We start from the raw sequence: 20,381 nt of genomic DNA on the forward strand, positions 1-20,381 counted from the left end.
TCCGATGATGTCTTCCCCTCGCCGACGGGCCGCCCCGACCACCCGGCCCAGCGAGTTGGACCCCTCCCGGCGGAACAACCTGGCGCTGATTACGTCCCTGGTCCACCATCACCGTGTCCTCAGCCGTGCGCAGCTGACGAAGACGACCGGGCTGAACAGGTCAACGGTCGGAACCCTGATCGGACAGCTGGTTGCGCTCGGCCTCGTCTATGAAACCGCCCCCACCGGCGAAGCCCAGGTGGGCCGGCCGAGCCCCGAGGTGCGTCCGAGCCCCTCGATTGCGGCGCTCGCGGTCTACCCGGAGATCGACGCGGTCACCATTGGCCTGGTCAACCTCGGGGGCATCGTCCAGAAGAAGATCCGGTTCGCCACCGAACGGATTCCCAGTGCACGGGAGGCGGTCAATATAGCCGCTGCCGTGATCGAGGGGATGCGCACGGAGCTGGAGCACTCCTACCGGATCACCGGCATCGGTGTGGCGGTGCCGGGCCTGGTGAACCCCGACGACGGGACGGTGCGCCACGCGCCGCACCTGGGTTGGCGGGACGAGCCTGTGGCCCGGATGCTGGGCGAGGCCACCGGCTACGCTTGCCAGGCCGCCAACGACGCCTCGCTCGCCGCCGAGGCGGAACTGATTTTCGGGGCCGGCGCAGGGCGGGACAACCTCGTGTACCTCAACGGCGGGGCCAGCGGCGTCGGCGGGGGAATCATTTCCAACGGCATGCTGCTCCGCGGGGCATCCGGCTACGCGGGGGAACTGGGCCACACCTTCGTCCGCACCTCCGGCAAACAGTGCCACTGCGGAGCCGTTGGCTGCCTGGAAACCGAAGTGTCCCAGGGCCGGCTCTTTGGTTTGCTGGGCCTCACCGGCGGCGACGCCTCCCAGTTGGAGCAGGCCCTCCGCGCGTCAGGCAGCCCTGCTGTCGCCGAAGAGATCTCCCGGCAGCTGGGCTTCCTGGCCATCGCACTCCGGAACGCCGTCAACACCTTCAACCCGGAGGTGATCATCCTCGACGGCTTCCTAGGGGTGCTCTACGCCCTCGAGCCGTCCACGCTCGATGACCTGCTGCTGTCCCAGGCTCTGGATGGCCCGGCCGCCCAGGCCAGGGTGCACCCCGCGGCGCTCGGCTCCAACCTGATGATGATCGGCGCGGCGGAACTGGGATTCGCCCGGTTCCTGGCGGACCCCACCGGCTTCGGGGCGGCCCTCACGGCATAAGCCTGTTCACGGCAGAGGCCGGCTTAACGGCAGAAGGCACCGGGTGCCCCTGTTGGGACGCACCCGGTGCCCTGCACCCACCTGACTTATAGGAACGCCAGGCTACTACCGGCCGAACACCACCTCGTAGGTCCGGGTCTGGCTTCCGTCTTCGCTCTTGACGGTGACCACGGCGGTTCCCGTCTGCCTGTCAGCTGGCTGCACGGTGACCGTCGCGTACGGGTCTGCTGCGGTGGCCGTGACCTCCTGCCGCCCTCCCTGAGCCTCAGACCGGTAGGCGGTGACGTCCGGGTCGAAGCCGGCCAGCGGCTGGCCGTTGACGGAAATCCGGGTTGCGGCGGCGTCGGAGGACTGGCCCGGAGCCGAGGCCAAAACCTGGACCTCGCTGACCGTCATGTGGGTGTTGGTGCGGGCAGTGAGCACCACACGCACGTCCTTGGTGTCCACGTTAGCCACCGGAACCGTGACCGCCGGGGCGGGGCTGCCGCCGGGGACCGGCACCACAGCACCGGCGTTCTTCCACGTGCCGTCGACCGCCCTGGTCTGAACCTGCAGGCTCTGGGCGTAGCTGTCGGTGGATCCGTCGCGGTAGAAGTGGACCTTCACGCCGGTCACCGTCTTCTGCTGTGCCAGAGAGACAGTAAGGGAGTCGGTGGTGTTCTTGGTGCCCGACTTCCAGTTGGACCAGGCCTTGTCCGTCAGGTTGCCGTTGCCCAGTCCGGCCGTGCCGTACCCCGGCTCGGTGAAGGAGGCGCTGAACGTGGCACCGCCGTCGTCGGCCACGTTGTCTGCCGTTCCCGCCGTGACCTGGACGCGAACGGTGGCCGGCAGCGTCCGGCCGTCGGCGGCGTCAGCCGTGCCCGCCACACTGGCCACGCCTGTCTCGGTGAAAGCGGGAGCCGCGTCCCAGATTACCGGCCGCTCCACCTTGCTGCCGCCGGCAGTCAGCGCGGTCACGGTAGCGGGCAGGGCGGGCGTCCCACCAACGTAGGTCTTGGCCTTCGCCGGGAGCGTCGCCACCAGGGTGTCGACGGTGACCTTGGCCGTCACCGGATGGGCCGCCCCCAGGACGTCCGTCGCCGTTCCGCGCACCTCGACGGTTCCGGACTTGCTCCACCGGCTCTCCGGTGGCATCGCCCAGGTCACCGGCAGTTCGCCGCGGGCGCCACCGCGGTAGACGGGGACCACCGTGGCGGGCAGCTGCGGCGTGGTCCCGGGCACCGTGAAGGCTGTGGCGTTCTGGAATCCCTGGACAGTTTCATCGATGACCCGCCACCGCTGGTTCTCACCGGAGTTGGCGGTCCACAGCGTCACCGGCGACCCGTCCGCGGTGGCATGACCGCCAACCTCGAGGAGCCGGCCGGTGGCCGCATTGACGAACGTGTACGTGCCGTCGCCGGTGGTGGACATGGTCCACTGCGAGGGCTCGGCCGGCGTTGCCTCCGCCGGCACCAGCTCGGGCGTTCCGTCGACGACGGCGAGCTGCCGCCCGCCGTCGGCCGTTTCAATGGCGTAGCGGGCACGGCTGCTGTTTTCGCCGCTGAGGCGGCGGATGTTCCACAGCTGGTCCGCGCCGGCGCCGGAACGGATGACGGCGGCGCTGCCGGTTCCCTGGGTAAGGGACTTTCCGCTTTCCACACCCTTGAGGCTGTAGACGTGGTCCGCCTGCACGAGGGCGGCGTCCTTCGCCACGCCGTGCACACCGTTGACCAGGAATGTCGTGACGGACTCGGCGGGCACCGTGAGGACCGCCGTGCGGTCCTTTCCGACGGCGACCGGCTCGCCCTCCACCAGCGCGCCGGACGCGTCGCTGGTCACCGGCGTCACGGTGGCGTTTCCCTGGACGGCTCCGAATCCGGAGAGGTCCAGGGCCACGGGTCGCTGCTGCTTGCTGTCGTTCACGTGCACCACGGTGGCGCCGGAGTCCGAGACCGCGGCTGCGCTGTTCAGGTCGTTCACGGTAACCAGGCGGTCCCCGGGCTTGATGAAGTGTGTGAAGTTCCGCGCGGTGTTGTATTTGGTGTTCGTGTAGATCGGGCAGCTTTCGAGGGTGTCCCCGGCGGCACAGTCGAACGGCAACTGGATCTCGCCCCAGTTGGAGCCGATGGCGCTTTCGCCGCCCGGCTTCATGTTGTTGTAGTCCTCAACGGGCTGCCAGAACACCCAGGCCTCGGGCTCCAGCTCGCGGAGGTCATTGACCATGTGCTGGGCCAGGCCAAGGCCGGGCTGCATACTCGTGAAGTTCTGCCCGTCCATCCACGAGCCACCGGTCTCGCTCATCCAGAGCGGCTTGTCCTCGCCCTTAGCGATGTCCCGGACGGATGTCCGCTGCCCGGTCCCGTAGGTGTGGACGTTGAGCTGTGCGACGTTCTCCTTGGCTTCTGCGGAGTAACTGTTCCAGTTGTTGGCGAACGTCGAGGGGTTGGTCTCGTCCATGGCGCTGATGACGGCGCCGGTGTCCGCGCTGGCCAAGGCCTTGGCCAGCGACTGAACCACCTTCTGCTGCAGTTCGGGGCCCATGTGGGCGCCTTCCTGCCGGCCGCCGACGGGCTGTCCGGACGCGTTGAGGCTGGTTCCCCAGTACGGCGTGTTCGGTTCGTTCATGGGATCGATCGTGTCGATCTTGATGCCGTGGGCCTTTTCAAGCTGCTTGACGACGCCCACCAGATAGGACGAGAAATCGTCAACGCTTTCGGTCCGCAGCTGGTCCTGCGAGGAGTTGAAGCCGCCCGAAACGTAGCCGCTGACCGTCTGGAACCACGGCGGGGAGTTGCTGAAGGCCTCCCAGTGCGTGACGTCGTTCTTGATCCGGTCCACCCACCAGCGCTGCGTCTGGTCGGCGTCGAGGTTCCAGTGCTCCGGGTTCGCCGGATCCCACCAGTCCTTATCCTCCCGCGTGGTGCCGGCGGGCGCCTTCCACCAGCCCTCGACGGCGCCGCCGGCACGGAGGTAGTCCTTCACGTCGGGGGCGTTGCCGCCACCGACGTTGTACCGCGCGATGTTGAGGTTCAGCCCGTCGTCGCCAAAAACCATGTCCGCGAGCTTGTTGCGGACTTCGTCCGGATAGTCACCGGTGGCGTTGGCGAACCAGACCAGGCTGGTGCCCCAGCCTTCGAAGGCCTCGCCCTGGTAGGACGGGTCCGGCCGCACCGTCACGGCGCCCGCCGGCACGGTTTCATCGGCTGGCTTGGCCGGTGCCGGTGCGGCGAGCGCGGGGCCGGCCACGAGCCCTGCGGAGAAGACCGCCGCGGTAACGCCGGCGGCGGTCACGGCCCAGGGCCGTCTGGATCTGTTCGTCATTGAATTCCCTTCGGTGCGGTGATGCTGCTGATCTCTGGGGACTGCTGCTTTATTTGGGGCTTTGGTTTAGCGGGGGTTGTGTAGAACGGTCACGCCGCGGGCGGCAAGCTTGGCGGTGCGTTCGGCAGTACGTTTGCGCGTGAGCGCGGTTCCGGGGACCCCCGAGATGTCGACGGCCTGGTCCGTGCGGTTGATCAGGAACAGGAAGCGCCCGTCTTCGCCTGTGCGGACGGTGAGTTCGACGGCGCCACGGAGTTCCGCGGGCAGTTCAGACTCGACGCCGGCCAGGTGCGCGAATCCCCGCAGGACCGGGACCAGGCCGTCGGGTCCGAGGCGCGTCGCCACGTAGCCCGCGGATCCGTTGCCCACGGTGCGCCGGGTCACGGCCGGTTCGCCGGCATGGTCGCCGGAGGTGAACCGGCGCAGGACCTTCGTGTCGCCCGAGATGGTGGCCACCGAGTCGGCCCACAGCGTTCCGGTTGACCCGTCGTCGAGTGTGGCCTCTTCCCCCGGAGCCAGCGGCCCGAACTCTTCCACCCGGATCCCCAGCAGGTCGCTGAGGGCGCCGGGGTATCCGCCCAGCCATACGTGGTCGTTCTGGTCCACGATGCCCGAGAAGTAGGTGGTCACGAGGTGCCCGCCTGCTTCGACGAAAGCCGTCAGCCGCGAACGCAGCTCCGCCGGCACCACGTGCAGGACCGGCGCGATGACCAGCTGGTACCCCTTTAGGGAGGCCGCCGCCGGGAGGACATCGGCGCGGATGCCGCTGGCCAGGAACGCGGAGTACCAGTCGAGGGCCTCCTGCCGGTAGCGGAGCCGGTCGGTCGGATGGGAGTCCAGCTCGCTGGCCCACCAGGAGTCCCAGTCGAAGAGGATCGCAGCCTTTGCCGGCTCTCGTCGGCTGCCCGTGATCGCCGAAAGTTCGCCAAGGGTCCGCCCCAGGGCGCTGACGTCGCGGAAGAGCCTGCTGTCACTGCCGGCGTGCGACACCATCGCGGAGTGGTACTTTTCCGCCCCGGCGCGCGACTGCCGCCACTGGAAGAAACAGACCGCATCTGCCCCGTGGGCCACGTGGGTGAGCGAGTCCCGGGCGAGGGCCCCGGGCTTCTTGGGCGTGTTCACGGGCTGCCAGTTGACGGCGCTGGTCGAGTGCTCCATGAGGAACCAGGGGCTGCCGCCGGCGATGTTGCCGGTCAGGTTCGCGGAGAAGGACAGCTCGTCGTGGTCCTGCGGGCCCGGGACCACATAGTGGTCATTCGAGACGAAGTCGACGTCGGCGGCCCAGGCTGCGTAGTCCATTCCCTTTGTCTCCCCCATCACCATGAAATTGGTGGTGACGGGGATGTCCGGGGTGATGCTGTTGAGGATGTCGCGTTCGGCGCGGAGGTAGTCCTGCAGTGAGTCCGAGGAGAAGCGCTTGAAGTCCAGCTGCTGCGTGGGGTTCGGATAGGACGCTGCCTGCCGCGGCGGGAAGATGTGGTTCCAGTCCGCGTAGCGCTGGGACCAGAAGTCGGTCCCCCAGGCAGTGTTCAGCTCCTCAAGGGTGCCGTAGCGGTTCTGCAGCCAGAGGCGGAAGGCGGCCGCGGCGTCGTCGGAATAGTCATAGATGTTGTGGCAGCCGAGTTCGTTGGAAACGTGCCAGGCGCAGACGGCGGGGTGGGCCTTGTACCGCTCCGCCATGGTGCGCACGAGGGTCAACGCGTGCTCGCGGAAGACCGGCGATGTGGGCCGCCAGTGCTGCCGGCCGCCAGGCCAGAGGGTTTCGCCGTTGTGGGTGACCGGCAGGATTTCCGGGTGTTCGGCGGCGAGCCATGGCGGCGGGGAGGCGGTGGCCGTGGCGAGGTCCACGGCGATGCCGTTGGCGTGGAGCAGGTCGATGATGTCGTCGAGCCAGGAAAAGTCCCAGGTATCCCGCGTGGGCTGGAGCCGGGCCCAGGAGAAGATGGCGAGGGAGACGATGTTGACTCCGGCTTCCCGCATGAGGCGGACGTCTTCGGCCCAGACCTCGCGGGGCCACTGCTCGGGGTTGTAGTCGGCTCCGAAGGCCAGCCGCTTGGTGTCCTGGGACGGCCAGCGCAGCCAGCGGTGGTTGGTGGCGAGGGACATGGATCTCCTATTTTGGGCGCGGCTGGGTAGGGCGCATTTGGGCGGCCGCGAAGCTGGGATGGCCGTGTGCTTGGTGGCTGTGTGCTGGGATGGCGGCGGACGCGCCGGGCTGGCGCGTCCGCCGGGTGGGCTTGCCCGGGCTGTTATTCCTTGACCGTGAAGCCCTGCTCGGTGCCGTACTTGACCGAGGCTTTCTGCCATGCGGTCAGGCCGTCCTTGAGCTTGGTGCCGGAGACGTAGGCCTGGCCGGCGGTGTCGTTGAAGATGCTGTTCGCGTAGACCTGGAAGGGCAGGTAGGACCAGCCGGCGGGAACGTTCTTCGCTGATTCGGCGAAGATCTGGTTGGCTTTCTGGCCGCCGAAGTACTTGAACTGGGTGTTCTGGAACTTCTCGGACGCGAGGTCCCTTGAGGTGGCGGGGAACGCCCCGCCGTCGATCCTGGTTTGGACGCCTTCCTCCACGTTGGAGTACTTCAGGAAGCCGTACGCGAGCGCGGCCTGGCTGCCGGCGGCGGGGATGGCCAGGGAGCTGCCGCCGTTTTCGGAGCTGCTGGTGGCACCCTTCTCCCACTGCGGCAGAGGGGCGACCCGCCATTTGCCGGCCCCGTCGGCGACGCCGGAGACGAGGTTCCCCGGCATCCAGGCGCCCGTGGACAGGGTTGCGATGGTTCCGTTGCCCAGGCCCTTGTACCACTCGTCGCTCCAGGAGCTGATGGGGGCCAGCAGGTCCTCGTCGATGAGCTTTTGCCAGGTCTCGGCGAACTTGGTGGACCCTTCATCGGAGAAGTTCACGCCGACGTTGGTGCCGTCCACCTGGTAGGGCTTGCCGCCGGCCTGCCAGATCATGCTGGTGGTGAACCCGGCGTCCCCGGTGTCGTTGGCGATGTAGGCCTTGGGGTCCGCCTTCTTCAGCGCGCGTCCGGCCTCGAGGAATTCATCCCACGTGGTGGGGACTGCGATGCCGTGCTTGTCGAACAGTTCCTTGTTGTAGAACAGGGCCATGGGGCCGGAGTCCATGGGAAGGCCGTAGACGCCGCCCTGTGCCTGCACCGAGGACCACGGGCCGGCCGTGAAGGTGCCGTCGAGGTCGGCGGCGCCGAACTGGCCGAGGTCTGCCAGCGATTTGCTGAGGGCAAACTGCGGAAGTGCGTAGTATTCGATCTGCGCGACGTCGGGCACGCCGGAGCCGGCGGAGATGGCGTTCTGCAGGGCGGTGTACTGGTCGTTGCCGGTGCCCGCATTGACGAGGTTGACGTCCACGTTGGGGTACTTGGCCTCGAAGCCTTCGGCGACCTTCTTCAGCGACTGGTCCCAGGCCCACACCGTCAGCTTGCCGCCCTTCTGGAGGGCTTGCTCGACGGCGTCGCTGTTGACCGTTTGCTGCGGCGCCGCGTTGCCGCCGCCTCCGCAGGCGGTGAGCCCCAAGGCGAGCGCGGCGGCGACGGCGGAGCTCTGCAGCAGGCCGCGGCGGGTCAGGGTCTTGATCATGGTCTTCCTTCTAACTGCGTTGTTGATGAGGGTGGACGGGGCGTTATTCTTTGACGCTTCCGGCGGAAAGGCCGGACTGCCAGTAGCGCTGGAGCAGCAGGAACGCTGCGATCAGCGGCAGGATGGTGAGCAGGGAGCCGGTGATGACGAGGTTGAAGATGGCTTCCCCGCCAGCGGTGGCGGCCTGCGCGTTCCAGGCATTCAGGCCCAGGGTGAGGGGGTACCAGTCCGGGTTCTTCAGCATGATCAGCGGCAGGAAGTAGTTGTTCCAGGTGGCCACCATGGTGAAGAGCAGCACGGTGACGATGCCCGGAGTCAGCAGCGGCAGGCAGACCTGGAAGAACGTGCGTGCCTCGCTGGCGCCGTCGATCCGGGCGGACTCCATGATCTCGGTGGGGATGGCCTCGGAGGCGAAGGTCCACATGAGGTACAGGCCGAAGGGCGAGATGAGCGAGGGGATGATCACGGCCCACGGAGTGTTGGTGAGCCCCATCTGGCTGAACATGAGGAACGTGGGGACCGCGAGGGCCGTGCCGGGGATGGCCACCGCGCCAATCACGACGGCGAACACGGCCTTCCGGCCCGGGAAGTCGAACTTCGCCATCGCGTAGCCGCCGAGGACGGCCAGGAACGTGGCGCCGCCGGCGCCGAGCACGACGTAGAGGACCGTGTTGGCGAACCAGCGAAGGAAAATCCCGCCGTCGTACGTTGCGGTCCGGGCGATGTTGTCCCAGAGGGCAAAATCGGCGTCGAACCAGAGGCCGAAGGAGTTGAGGAGGCCGTCCTGGGTTTTAGTGGCGTTGACCAGCAGCCAGAACAGCGGGGCCAGGCTGTAGAGCAGGACAAGGCCCATCAGGAGAGTCAGAGCCACGCTCCGGCGCGAACGCCGCCCTGTCCGGGGGGACCGCAGACGCGTGGTGCGCAGTTTTGCCGGGGATGCTGCGCCGGCGCTGCCGGGACGGGCGGTTGTCTGAACGCTCATGGTCAGCGCTCCTTTCGCATGCCGCGCACCTGGACGGCATAGGCAATGGCCATGGTAATCAGCCCCATGATGATCGCCACCGTGGCGGAGTAGTTGTACTGCTGCCCGGAGAACGACAGGGAGAAGGCGTACAGGTTGGGTGTGAAGTAGGTCGAGATGGTGTTGGGTGAGAGGCTCTTGAGGATGCTGGGCTCGTTGAAGAGCTGGAAGCTGCCGATCACGGAGAAGATGCTGGCCACCACGATGGCACCGCGAATGGCAGGCAGCTTGATGGCGGTGATGACCCTCAGCTGGCCGGCGCCGTCAATCTCGGCTGCCTCATAGAGCGACTTGGGGATGACAGTCAGGGCGGAGTAGAAGATCAGCATGTTGTAGCCGATGAATTCCCAGGTGACGATGTTTCCGATGGAGGCCAGCACCAGTTCCGAGGAGAGCGGGCTGGGCAGGTTGAGGCCGAAGGCCTGGTTGATGTTTCCCACCAGGCCGAAGCGGGTGCCGTACATGAAGCCCCACATGAGCGTGGCGACGACCGCCGGCACGGCGTAGGGAAGGAAAATCGAGATCCTGAAGAACGACCTTCCGTAAAGCCGGCCGCTGTCCAGGGCGAGGGCCACAACGAGGGCGATGAACAGCATGACCGGAACCTGGACTGCCAGGAACAGGGAAACCCGCCCCAGCGCGGACCAGAACTGCGCGTCGCCCAGGGCCCGAGCGTAGTTGTCCAGGCCCACGAACGCCGTACCGCCGATGAGCTGGTTGCGGAAAACGCTCAGGTAGATGGAGTAGGCGATCGGGGCCAGGAAAACCAGGGCGAACACGGCCATGAACGGGCCGATGAACCACCAGCCTGCCCAGGAACGGCGGTTGGCGCGGCGGGTTGTCCGGCCAGCCGGCGTAGCCTCTCCGGCTCGCGCTGCGACTTGCGGGGACGTCATTGTCATGAAGGGTCCTCTGTAGGGCTGCGTCACTTGGCGGGTGACGGGAAGTGTTCTGTTTGCGCAAACATCGATGTGAGCTTTTGTTAGTGTTTGCGCAAACATGATTGGTACGATGGTGACATGGAGCACGAACCCGGTCAACCCCCGGTCCACAATCTGTCCGCTGCACAGGGCGCGGCAGGTGCCGCGCTGCGACGCAAGCCGCAGGTGTCCATGGCCGACGTAGCGAAGCTCGCCGGCGTCTCCTCCCAAACGGTCTCCCGGGTGTCCAACGGGAGCCCGGACGTCATCGAAAGCACGCGGCGCCAGGTCATTGCGGCGATGAACGAACTGGGATACCGGCCCAACAGCGCGGCGCGGGCGCTCAAGCGCGGGAGTTTCCGGACCATCGGGGTGATCACGTTCTCGCTGTCTTCGCTGGGGAACATGCGCACCCTTGAGGCCATCGCACTGCACGCCGCCCGGCAGGACTTCGCCATCACGCTGATCCCGGTGACCGCCCCCACCCAGGCCGGGATCCAGGGTGCGTTCTCCCGCATGGGCGAACTTGCCGTCGACGGGGTGATCGCCATCATGGAGGTCCACCTCCTGGATGCAGCGACGGTTACGCTGCCCCCGGGAGTGAAGGTCGTCGTCGTCGACTCCGACGCCGGCGAGCAGTACAGCGTGGTGGACACCGACCAGGCCGACGGTGCCCGGAAAGCAGTCCGGCACCTTTTGGATCTGGGCCACGAGACGGTCTGGCACGTCGCCGGCCCCGAAGAATCCTTCGCCGCCGAACGGCGCACCGCCGCTTGGCGCAGCGCCCTTACCGCCGCCGGCAAAACAGTGCCGCCAGTGCTCCGCGGGGACTGGTCAGCGGACTCCGGCTATGCGGCTGGGCTCCGGCTCGCCGGCGAACCCGCCTGCACGGCAGTGTTCGCGGCGAATGACCACATGGCCCTGGGCCTCCTGCGGGCCTTCCGGGAAAAGGGAAAATCAGTTCCCGAGGACATCAGCCTGGTCGGGTTCGACGACGTCCCCGAAGCCTCCTCGTACGCTCCCCCTCTGACCACGGTCCACCAGAACTTCGCCGACGTCGGCAACCGGTGCGTGGACAACATCCTGCAGCAGATCCGTACCAACACCACCGAACCCGGGGTCACCCTGGTGCCCACCGAACTCGTGATCCGGGCAAGCACGGCCGCACCGAAGGCGAAATAGCTCACATACGCCGAGCCATGGGTTGCCTCGCAGGAGCACGCGGAGGATGATGATTAGAGGAGCTAATTAGCTTAGCTAACTAAACTGCTGACTAATTTGCTAGCTAACCCGCCAACCAAAAGGAGGCGCACTTCCGCAATGCCTGCGACCGAAGCGGCACACCAAGAAACCGCACAATCCATCAGGCCGGACATCCTGGCGATCGACCTGCGGACCGCCGTGATGCGGACCTCCCGCCGGCTCCGGGTCGAAGCGACCGGAGACATCATCACCCCTGGCCAGTACACGGTGCTGGCCCAGCTCCACAGCGACGGCCCGCGCACGCCCCGGGAGCTGGCGGCACGGGAGCACGTACAGGCGCCTTCGATGACCCGCATCGTGAACGCCCTCGCGGAGCAGGGGTTTGTGTCCCGGTCATCGCATCCGGAGGACGGCCGCCAAATTCAGGTAGGCATCACCCCTGCCGGTGTTGACGTCCTGGAAGAGGCGCGGGAACAGCGGACGGCCTGGCTGGCCCGCCGGGTCGCCGGACTGAGCCGTGAGGACCGACTGACCCTCAGCCGCGCCGCGCAGATCATGCAGGAGATGAGCGGCCGATGAGCACCACCTTCCGGGCACTGCAGAACCGCAACTACCGGCTGTGGGCCGGCGGGGCCCTCATTTCCAACATCGGCACCTGGATGCAGAGGGTCGCACAGGACTGGCTGATCCTGACCGTTCTCACGAACCACTCCGGCACCGCCGTCGGCATCACCACGGCCCTGCAGTTCCTTCCCATGCTGCTGCTTGGCCCCTACGCAGGAGTGCTCGCGGACCGGCACCGCAAACGCGTGATCCTGCTGTGGACACAGTCGGCGATGGGGCTGTGCGGGCTGGTCGTCGGGCTCCTGGTGGTGACCGGAGCGGCGCAACTGTGGCATGTCTACGCAGCCGCTCTCTGCCTCGGGCTGGCCAGCGCCATTGACGGGCCGGCACGGCAGTCCTTCGTCTCCGAACTCGTGGGACAGGACCATATCGCCAATGCAGTGTCCCTCAACTCCGCCTCCTTCAACACCGCCCGGCTTACAGGACCCGCGGTCGCGGGAGTGCTCATTGCCTGGGTGGGCACCGGCCCCGTTTTCCTTCTCAACGCTGCCAGCTTCGCTGCAGTCCTGATCTCGCTGGCCCGGATCCGCGCAGCGGAGCTGGTCCCGGCCGCGCCGGCCGTCCGCAGTAAACACCAGGTCGCCGAGGGACTGGGCTACGTCCGCCGCCGCCCGGATCTGGTGCTGATCCTCGTCCTGGTGGGCATCTTGGGGGCCTTCGGCATGAACTTCCCCATCACCAATGCCCTGATGGCCACGGCGGAATTCGGCATGGGGCCCGGGGAATTCGGACTCCTGGGCTCCATCATGGCTGTCGGGACACTGGCCGGAGCACTGCTCGCAGCACGCCGGTCCCGGCCCCGGCTGCGTTTCCTGCTTGGTGGAGCGCTGGGTCTGGGCCTCTTTACCCTGATCGGCAGCGTCTCGCCGTCGTTCTGGCTGTACGCCGCGGTCCTGGTCCCGGTGGGCCTCGCCTCGATTACCTTCCTGAACAGCTGCAATACGAGCATCCAGCTCTCAGTGGAGCCGCAGTTCCGGGGACGAGTGCTTGCCCTTTATCTGGCAACCCTGCAGGGCGGGACCGCCTTGGGGGCCCCGCTCATGGGCTGGCTCGGCAGCACCTTCGGTGCCCGCTGGTCTGTGGCGGCCGGCGGCGCCGTCGTGCTGCTGACAGGATTGCTCGCAGTGATCGTGGTGGTCCGGAGCAGCCGGCTGACTTTGCGGCAGCAGCTACTCGCCTCCTTGCCGAGGAGGCGGGCGCCTCACGGGAGCGCCGTCGTCAGCCCTTCCGCGGAAGGTGGCACTCCAGGATGAAGTCGCTCTCCACGGAGTCGCCCAGGGTGAATGACTTCGTCCCGACTTTGGTGAAGCCTGACTTTTCGTAGAAACGGATGGCCTTGGCGTTCTGGCTGTTGACCCCGAGCCAGACACTTGCTGCCCCTTGCTCCGCGGCCCAGTCCAAAGAGGCCCGCATGAGCGTGGAGGCAGCGCCCCGTCCGTGGTGGTCCGGATGCACGTAGCACTTGCTCAGCTCGACCGACCGCTGTCCACCCAAGGTGCCGAGCACGTCAGGGTCCATTGACTGCCGGTCGACCAGCAGGGTGTACCCGTCAAGCCGGCCGGCTTCGTCGATCACCAGGATGGCGATCTTGCTGTCGGCAAGGTACTCGGCGAAGTTGCCCTCGCTGAGTGTCCGCATGAGGTGGAGCCGAATGTCCTCCGGCGAGGATCCCGGCGGGCACGCGAGCGGGAAAGTGGCCGCCGCCAGGTCAGCCAGGGCAGCAGCATCGCCGGCGAGGGCTTTCCGGATCATAGAAACTCCGATGTTTGCGGGCGGGCGAAAATCACTACAAAGGATTGTAGGCCCGGGATTGACGTCAACTTTCATTGACGCACCGAGATTCGTCAACTACGGTTGACGCCATGGAGGTGGACCGGTTGAGAACATTGGTGGGATCCATGGACGGCGACAACCCGGTGAATGGCCTGCAGGCCGTTGCTGAGCTGCATCGCGAAATCGGACGGGCGGAAGCAGCCCTGGTCCGGCGGGCACGCCTGGCGGGTCTGTCCTGGGAGGCGATTGCGAATGCCCTCGGCGTCAGCAAGCAGGCTGTCCACAAGAAGTACGGCAAGAAATAAACGAAGGGGCTTCACCAGTACCGGCGAAGCCCCTTGGCTGCGGGGGAGTTTTTGTCCAGATACCGCGGGTTGGGGGCGGATCAGAAGCCATTATCTGGACAAAAACTCCAATCGTCGGGCTGGATTACAGCTGCGCGTGCAGCCTATCCAGCTCCGCCTTGGTGACGGGCAGGACCGTGCCGTGGCGCGGAGCCCGCGGCAGCTCGTAGTTGGTGGAGAGCTTCCAGTCCGGGTTCTCCAGGCTGGCGCTTTCCAGCGGAATGTAGCCGCGGCCGCCGAATTCGTCGACGAACAGGTAGTACTTCTCCTCGGTGTTCGACTTGAAGATGGTGGGCCCTTCCACTCCGCCCGTTCCGGCCTTTTTGCCGATGCAGTTAGCCATCAGTGACCAGTTGCGCGGGGTCGTGGCCGGCACGTCGACGGCAAGCAGGTCACCCGACTTTTCCTGCATGATGTCCAGGCAGCCCGAGACCTGCCCCTCATCCTTGGTAAACCGGTAGTAGGTGTCGTCCTCCTTGATGACGGTGGAGTCGATCACCGAGTTGCCGGGATCGTTCCAGACCTTGGCCTCGGTGAAGGTCCTAAAGTCGCGGGTGGTGGAGTACATCATCTTGTTGTGCGTGCCGCCCGTGTGGTTGGGGTCGTTGTCGGCGTAGATCTTAGAGGCCCAGTAGACGACGTAGGCGCCGATCTTCTCGTCGTAGTGCGCTTCCGGCGCCCAGGTGTTCCCCGCGGTGTCCGGCGAGACCTTCACGTGCCGCTGTCCGGACCAGTTCACCAGGTCGGTCGATTCCCAGACCTCGATGTACTGGCTGCCCTGGCGCTGGGAGGAGTCCCAGCTGGTGCCGCCGCCGATGGAGAGGTCCGTGGCAATCATGTAGAACTTGTCGCCCTCCGGGGAACGGATGATGAACGGATCGCGCAGGCCCTTGGTGCCGAGCCCGGACTTGAGGACGGGCTGGCCGCCGTTCAGTTCGTCCCACTTGAGGGCGTCATTGCCGCGGCTGGCTGCCATGTAGATGTTCTCGCCGGCGAGGTCGTTGCCGGTGAAGTAAGCGAAGGCATAACCTTCCTTGGCCTCCGCCTTGGGCAGCGGCAGCACCGTGACCCGGAACTTCTTCCTGTCCTTGGTCTTGCCGAGGGACACAGTGGCGTGCAGGTTCAGCTTCGCCGGAGCGCTGCCGTAGGCCGGCCGAGTTACCTCGCCCGTGGCCGCGATCGCCGCGGTATCGCTCGACTCCCATGCCACCTTGGTGCCGTACAGCCCCGCGGTCGGCAGGGTGATGTTCCCGCGGATCGCATCCGCGTCCCACACGTTCAGGGCTGCGGCGGCCTCAGCAACCTTCCGGTCGTCGCTGATGTCCTCCGGCACCGTGACGGTAAAGGATTTCGACGCCGATGCCCCGCCTGAGGTGGCCGTGGCGGTCAGCGTCACCGTCGCATCTCCTGTTCCGTGGGCCGGGCGGGTCACGGCTCCCTGGGCGGACACAATGGCCGGGTCCGAGGAGGACCAGGTGTAGGCCGAGCCATTGGGCCCGGTCAGCGGCAGCTTCAGGTTGGCGGTCACGGCGGAGGTGTCCCCCAGCGACAGGTCCTGCAGATCGAGGGCAACGCGCTGCTCCGGGGAAACGTAGCCCAGCTCCCGCACCTCGTCGGCCGAGAGTGCACGGTTGTAGATCCGGAAGTCGCGGACCTGCCCCTTGAGGTACTTGTCGCCGCTGTAGACGGACCGCCCGAGGTAGTTCGCCGTCGTCGTTCCTCCCCCGATGCTTCCCGGGGTAATGGTGACGCCGGTCTTCCGGGCGACCTCGGTGCCGTCCTCGTAGAGGACGGCGGTGCCGCCGCTGAGCGTGTAGGTGATGGTCTTCCAGGCCCCGCGTGCCAGGTCGCGGTTGGCGCTGAGGGTCTGTTCGGTGGACCAGTTGCCACTGGCGATGGAGGTCCGGTACGCGTTGCCGGTGGTGAAGAGGTAGCCGTTGCCGGTGCCGTTGGTGGTGTTGCCCATCCCCCAGATGAAGTAGGGGGCGCCCTGGTCCGCGGCGATCTTCACGTCCGTGGAGACGGTGATGGAGCCGAGCCCGCGCATGACGTCGTTCGGGAGGCGGACGTGGGCATTGGTGCCGCCGAGCTGCAGCCCTTCGCTGCCCAGCGTGGTGGCGTCACCACTAATCACGCCGTTGCGGCCGTTGCCGGAGCTGTCCGCCGCCACAGTGCCGGAGGTTTCTGTCAGGTTGTATTTAAGGACCAGGCCGTCGTCGACGGCGGCATGGGCCGGTGCTCCGGCTGCCAGCCCGCCGAGCGCCAGCGCTGCGGCGGCAATCAGTGCCGGGCCTGTGCGGACCCGTGCGGAGGTAGGGGACATTGAGACTCTTTCGTTCGGGCGGCCCGAAGGCCGCTGCTTGAAATGGGAAGGCTGTTGGACTGGGAACGCTGTTGAAATGGTGGGAAAAAGCAATCGGGTACGGACGACGTCGGACTGGCTGGCTCAAAGGGGAAGGCCCGGCTGTGCAATCCAGCCGGGCCTTCCCGGTCAAAGCCATGGCTTTGGTGTGCTGTTTACTTGCGGGCTCGGCTACTTGCGGGCTTGGGCGAGCCGGATGAAGGTCACCGAGTTGGGCTCGAACTCGTAGGTGAATGCCGCTCCGGCCCCGCTGAAGGTGCTCGACGCCGGAGCCAGGTTCTGCCCGTCGGCCGTCTGGGTCAGCGTGGTCACCGCGGCCGAGGAGCTGATGTTGGCTCCGCCTGCCACCTTGATGTCCACCGGCGTCTTTTCGGCCTTCGTGTTGACCACCTTCACGATGGTGTCGCCGGACTTGGCGTCCTTGGTGACCACGGAGTAGACGGGGTCGGCCTGGGTGTCGTCCACCGTGCCCCACAGGACGTTGTCCAGGTAGAGCTTTGCCGTGCGCCCGGAGACCTCGATCCGGATGTCGTATTCATGCCCGGTCTGGATGGTGGTGTTCTTTTCGATGACGTTCGTCTTGCCGCCGTTGACGGCCTTTTCGACGACGGACTTCGTGTTGTTCCAGCCACCCAGGTTCCACCAGAAGTAGTTTCCGGTGTCCTTGACACCGAAGGAAACCAGGAAGCCTTCAGATCCGGCGAGCTTCGTGGCCTTGGTGCTGAGCGTGTAGTTGCTCCAGTCGGCGTTTCCGGCGGTGACCATCGTGTTCTGGGCAGTAGTGCTGGACTGGACGTAACCGCCGTCCTGGATGGACCAGGATCCGGTGCCGTTGCCGGTCCAGGCAGACGCCGTTCCCGAGAAGTCGTCGCTGAACAGGGTGCCGCCGTCCGCCCCGGTGACCTTGACGTCGTCGTACCGGGCGGAGGTGGCCCAAGTGGACAGGCCGATCTTGCCGGAAATGGGCGCCACGGTGGAGGCAGGGTTGTCCTGCGTGCTCGGAACCACCTGGGTGCCCACATTGTTCATGAACAGCTTCTGGACCTCGTAGTTGGGGGTGGTCCGCACGGACGTTCCGTTGAAGAACATCATGTCCGGGCTCCACTGCGTGTTGGCCTCGTTCGCGATCAGCGGCGCGTAGGACGCCATCTTGACCACATCCGCGTTCCGTTCCAGGCCGGTCATGTAGGAGGCTTCGGCCAGGGCGTTCTCCGGCTTGTTTCCCTTGGAGGCGTATTCGCCGAGGAAAACCTTGTAGCTGTTGCGGTCGTAGGAGTCGTAGCGGTGGTTGTTGTTCAGGAACCAGGACGGCTCGTTGTAGTAGTGCTCATCCACGAGGTCCACGCCTGTTGTGGCGTTGAAGTTGGCGAGGTCCTCGAACTCCGGGCCCTGGCTGAACGGTCCGGTGTTTCCGATGATCTTGATCTCGGGGTGGGCCTTCCGGACGGCGTTGTAGAACTGGGTGAAGTACTGCTTGAACGCCGGCTTGTACTCCTCGTTGCCCAGGCTGATGCGGTCCAGGTTGTACGGTGCCGGGTGGCCGTAGGCGATCCGCTTGGCGCCCCACTCGGTGCTCGCGTCGCCGTTGGCGAACTCGATCAGGTCCAGCGTGTCCTGGATGTAGCGGTCAAGCGTGGCCTGGTCCGGGGCCTGGTTGGTGTCGCCGCAGCCCGTCACGCCCACCGGGACCACCGGTACGGGGACGGCGCCCATGTCCTCGGCCCACTGGAAGTACTCCATGTACCCGAGGCCGTAGGTCTGGTTGTAACCCCAGAAGTTGCGGTTGGCCGGACGCTGTTCAACCGGCCCGATGGTGTCTTTCCACTGGTAGGTGCGAGCCCGCGTGTAGTCAGGCGCCGAGTAGGTGTCGTAGCTGCCGGTGTTGACGATGCAGCCGCCGGGGAAGCGCAGGAATCCGGGGTTCAGGTCATTGATCTTCTCGGCGAGGTCCTTGCGGAGCCCGTTTTCCCTGCCGTTCCAGGTGTCCTTGGGGAACAGCGAAACCATGTCGAGCCGGACGGTGCCGGTTCCCTGGACGAGGGTGGTGAGCCGGCCGGCGCCCGTGGAGGACTTGGGCGACAGGGTCACCTCATACTTGGCCCAGCTGTCGCCCTTGACCTTGATGGTGGCGATGTCCAGGCGGGTGCCCTCCGGGGTCTCCAGCGTCACGGCGAGGGTGGATCCGGCCGGGTTGGACGTGCGTGCCCACACCGAATAGTTGTACTTTTTGTGCGCCTCGAGCTTCTGCCCGGCGTTCCAGCCGCTGTTGCGCACCCCCACTCCGGCGCCGCTTCCCGCGCCGGCGGCGGTGGCGTCGATCTGCAGGTAGTTCCGGTTGTTTTCATTCAGCCGGTTGCCGTCATTGACGACGGCGACTGTTCCGTCGCTGCCACGCTTCAGGGTTTCCCAGGCGGTCATCGCGGTGTAAGTGCGGTTGTCCCCGGAGTTGAATTCAAAGGACCGGTTCTGGACGAGTTCCGCGTAGATGCCGCCGTCGGCGCCCTGGTTGATGTCCTCGTAAAAGGCTCCGTACATGGTCGAATCGATCGAAGGCCCGGAGCCGGCGGCGTCGATGCTGATGGTCCGGTTCTCACCCGCTTCAGCATTGGCGCCCAGGGCCGGCGTCATGGACAGCAGCGCGGCCGTCAGGGACCCGGCTAGCACCATGGTGCAGGTCCGCCTGGCGGGACTTGATGGTTTTGATGGCATGGAAGGAAAGGCCTTTCTCCATTGAACGGTTCGCCGGCGCGGGCTTGACCGGGCTGCGGTGTAAAGCAGCCTCCTTTGTGAACGCTAACAAATCGCCGACCGGAGTCGAGTATTCGACATCTTTCTGCTCTTGTAAAGGGCATTCCCAAAATCGACAGACATTCCGCGAGTGCTTCGAAATTGTGACTGAAGCTACTTGACGGGCCAGATTGTTAGCGTTCACAATGATCCACAGAGCGCATCAGCTCACTTGCAGCAATGGCGGTGTTGAAGTCTCCCGCCTGCATGTAACTAACGCTTCCGGGAGGATGTTGTGTTTAAGAAATCCCTGCTTGCGGTGGCCGCCGCATCAATGCTTACCCTCACTGCGTGCGGTGGAACCGCGGGCGCCGGCAGTGCTGCCGGTAACTCCGGCGATGACAAGATCACCATGGGCTTCGCCCAGGTCGGCGCGGAGAGCGGTTGGCGCACCGCCAACACCAAGTCCGTCCAGGATTCGGCGAAGAAGGCCGGAGTGGACCTGAAGTTCTCCGATGCGCAGCAGAAGCAGGAGAACCAGATCAAGGCGATCCGCTCCTACATCCAGCAGAAGGTCGACGTCATCGCTTTCTCCCCCGTGGTGGAGTCAGGCTGGGACACGGTGCTGAAGGAAGCCAAGAACGCGAAGATTCCTGTCATCCTGACCGACCGCGCCGTCGACTCCTCGGACAAGACGCTGTACAAGACGTTCCTCGGCTCGGACTTCGTGGAGGAAGGCAAGAAGGCCGGCCAATGGCTTGTGGAGCAATCCAAGGCGAGCGAACCTGTCAACATCGTCGAGATCCAGGGCACCACCGGATCCGCGCCGGCGAACGACCGGAAGGAAGGGTTCGCGGAGGCCATCAAGGCTGACCCGGACCTGAAGATCGTCGCCTCGCAGAGCGGTGACTTCACCCGCAGCGGCGGCAAGCAGGTGATGGAGGCCTTCCTGAAAAACAACGCCGACATCGACGTCGTGTTCGCCCATAACGACGACGAGGGCCTGGGCGCCATCGAGGCGATCGAAGCCGCCGGCAAGGTTCCGGGCAAGGACATCAAGATCATCACGATCGACGCTGTCAAGGACGGCATGACCGCCCTGAGCAACGGCAAGATCAACTACATCGTCGAGTGCAGCCCCATGCTGGGCGACCAGCTCATGGATCTGGCCAAGAAGGTCATCGCCGGCGAAAGCGTGCCCGAGCGCGTGGTCACTGAGGAGACCACCTTCACCCAGGAGCAGGCCAAGCAGGTTCTTGCCAGCCGCCCCTACTGATCCATAACTGAACCGCGAT

General features: G+C 65.9%; 14 protein-coding genes. 6 read left to right on the top strand and 8 right to left on the bottom strand.

The genetic code is table 11. The features are described from left to right. Positions 1 to 4 precede the first annotated feature (4 nt). Positions 5 to 1,219, top strand: a complete 1,215-nt coding sequence (locus ACTHQX_RS10670; RefSeq protein WP_440157469.1) for an ROK family protein — start codon at positions 5 to 7, stop codon at positions 1,217 to 1,219. Between the two features lie 105 nt (positions 1,220 to 1,324). Here the strand turns inward: ACTHQX_RS10670 and ACTHQX_RS10675 are convergent, their stop codons facing one another. The 5 genes from ACTHQX_RS10675 to ACTHQX_RS10695 all read right to left on the bottom strand — a co-directional run bounded on the left by ACTHQX_RS10675 (position 1,325) and on the right by ACTHQX_RS10695 (position 10,029). Then, positions 1,325 to 4,519 carry a glycoside hydrolase gene (locus ACTHQX_RS10675; RefSeq protein WP_440157471.1) on the bottom strand — a complete coding sequence of 1,065 codons (3,195 nt, stop codon included), beginning with the start codon at positions 4,517 to 4,519 and terminating at the stop codon, positions 1,325 to 1,327. 66 nt (positions 4,520 to 4,585) lie between these two features. Further along, positions 4,586 to 6,625: a beta-galactosidase gene (locus ACTHQX_RS10680; RefSeq protein ID WP_440157473.1), complete on the bottom strand. Its 2,040-nt coding sequence runs from the start codon at positions 6,623 to 6,625 to the stop codon at positions 4,586 to 4,588. Positions 6,626 to 6,768: 143 nt separating this feature from the next. Further along, on the bottom strand, positions 6,769 to 8,112 hold the full coding sequence (locus tag ACTHQX_RS10685; protein WP_440157475.1) for an ABC transporter substrate-binding protein: 1,344 nt from the start codon (positions 8,110 to 8,112) through the stop codon (positions 6,769 to 6,771). Positions 8,113 to 8,155: 43 nt separating this feature from the next. Beyond that, entirely contained in the window at positions 8,156 to 9,094 is a 939-nt protein-coding gene (locus ACTHQX_RS10690) for a carbohydrate ABC transporter permease (RefSeq protein WP_440157477.1), read from the bottom strand. Positions 9,095 to 9,096: 2 nt separating this feature from the next. Further along, the gene (locus ACTHQX_RS10695) at positions 9,097 to 10,029 is read right to left on the bottom strand and encodes a carbohydrate ABC transporter permease (protein ID WP_440157561.1); all 933 of its coding nucleotides are present in this window, start codon (positions 10,027 to 10,029) and stop codon (positions 9,097 to 9,099) included. Positions 10,030 to 10,152: 123 nt separating this feature from the next. Here ACTHQX_RS10695 and ACTHQX_RS10700 point away from each other — a divergent pair, with 123 nt between their 5' ends. The 3 genes from ACTHQX_RS10700 to ACTHQX_RS10710 all read left to right on the top strand — a co-directional run bounded on the left by ACTHQX_RS10700 (position 10,153) and on the right by ACTHQX_RS10710 (position 13,133). Next, positions 10,153 to 11,235 carry a LacI family DNA-binding transcriptional regulator gene (locus tag ACTHQX_RS10700; protein ID WP_440157479.1) on the top strand — a complete coding sequence of 361 codons (1,083 nt, stop codon included), beginning with the start codon at positions 10,153 to 10,155 and terminating at the stop codon, positions 11,233 to 11,235. Positions 11,236 to 11,373: 138 nt separating this feature from the next. Then, a complete protein-coding gene (locus ACTHQX_RS10705) occupies positions 11,374 to 11,835 on the top strand; it encodes a MarR family winged helix-turn-helix transcriptional regulator (protein WP_440157481.1) in 462 nt (153 codons plus the stop codon). Continuing rightward, positions 11,832 to 13,133: an MFS transporter gene (locus ACTHQX_RS10710; protein ID WP_440157483.1), complete on the top strand. Its 1,302-nt coding sequence runs from the start codon at positions 11,832 to 11,834 to the stop codon at positions 13,131 to 13,133. The genes ACTHQX_RS10705 and ACTHQX_RS10710 overlap by 4 nt, the downstream gene beginning before the upstream one ends. Here the strand turns inward: ACTHQX_RS10710 and ACTHQX_RS10715 are convergent. Beyond that, the gene (locus ACTHQX_RS10715) at positions 13,099 to 13,632 is read right to left on the bottom strand and encodes a GNAT family N-acetyltransferase (protein ID WP_440157485.1); all 534 of its coding nucleotides are present in this window, start codon (positions 13,630 to 13,632) and stop codon (positions 13,099 to 13,101) included. The genes ACTHQX_RS10710 and ACTHQX_RS10715 overlap by 35 nt on opposite strands. Before the next feature lie 110 nt (positions 13,633 to 13,742). Between ACTHQX_RS10715 and ACTHQX_RS10720 the strand changes: the two genes are divergently transcribed. Continuing rightward, positions 13,743 to 13,958 (top strand): AsnC family protein, encoded by a 216-nt coding sequence (locus ACTHQX_RS10720; RefSeq protein WP_236806207.1) that lies wholly within the window; start codon positions 13,743 to 13,745, stop codon positions 13,956 to 13,958. A 124-nt stretch (positions 13,959 to 14,082) separates the two neighbouring features. Here ACTHQX_RS10720 and ACTHQX_RS10725 read toward each other — a convergent pair whose 3' ends face one another. Together ACTHQX_RS10725 and ACTHQX_RS10730 are read right to left on the bottom strand one after the other, a co-directional pair. Beyond that, positions 14,083 to 16,320, bottom strand: coding sequence for an immunoglobulin-like domain-containing protein (locus tag ACTHQX_RS10725; RefSeq protein ID WP_440157487.1), 2,238 nt, complete (start codon positions 16,318 to 16,320; stop codon positions 14,083 to 14,085). A 210-nt stretch (positions 16,321 to 16,530) separates the two neighbouring features. After that, positions 16,531 to 19,026 carry an alpha-L-arabinofuranosidase C-terminal domain-containing protein gene (locus ACTHQX_RS10730; RefSeq protein WP_440157489.1) on the bottom strand — a complete coding sequence of 832 codons (2,496 nt, stop codon included), beginning with the start codon at positions 19,024 to 19,026 and terminating at the stop codon, positions 16,531 to 16,533. 355 nt (positions 19,027 to 19,381) lie between these two features. On the opposite strand from ACTHQX_RS10730, the gene ACTHQX_RS10735 reads away from it, so the two are divergent. Beyond that, positions 19,382 to 20,362, top strand: a complete 981-nt coding sequence (locus ACTHQX_RS10735; RefSeq protein ID WP_440157491.1) for an ABC transporter substrate-binding protein — start codon at positions 19,382 to 19,384, stop codon at positions 20,360 to 20,362. Positions 20,363 to 20,381: the final 19 nt, after the last annotated feature.

Source organism: Arthrobacter sp. SAFR-023, assembly GCF_051965295.1.
GTDB lineage: Bacteria > Actinomycetota > Actinomycetes > Actinomycetales > Micrococcaceae > Arthrobacter.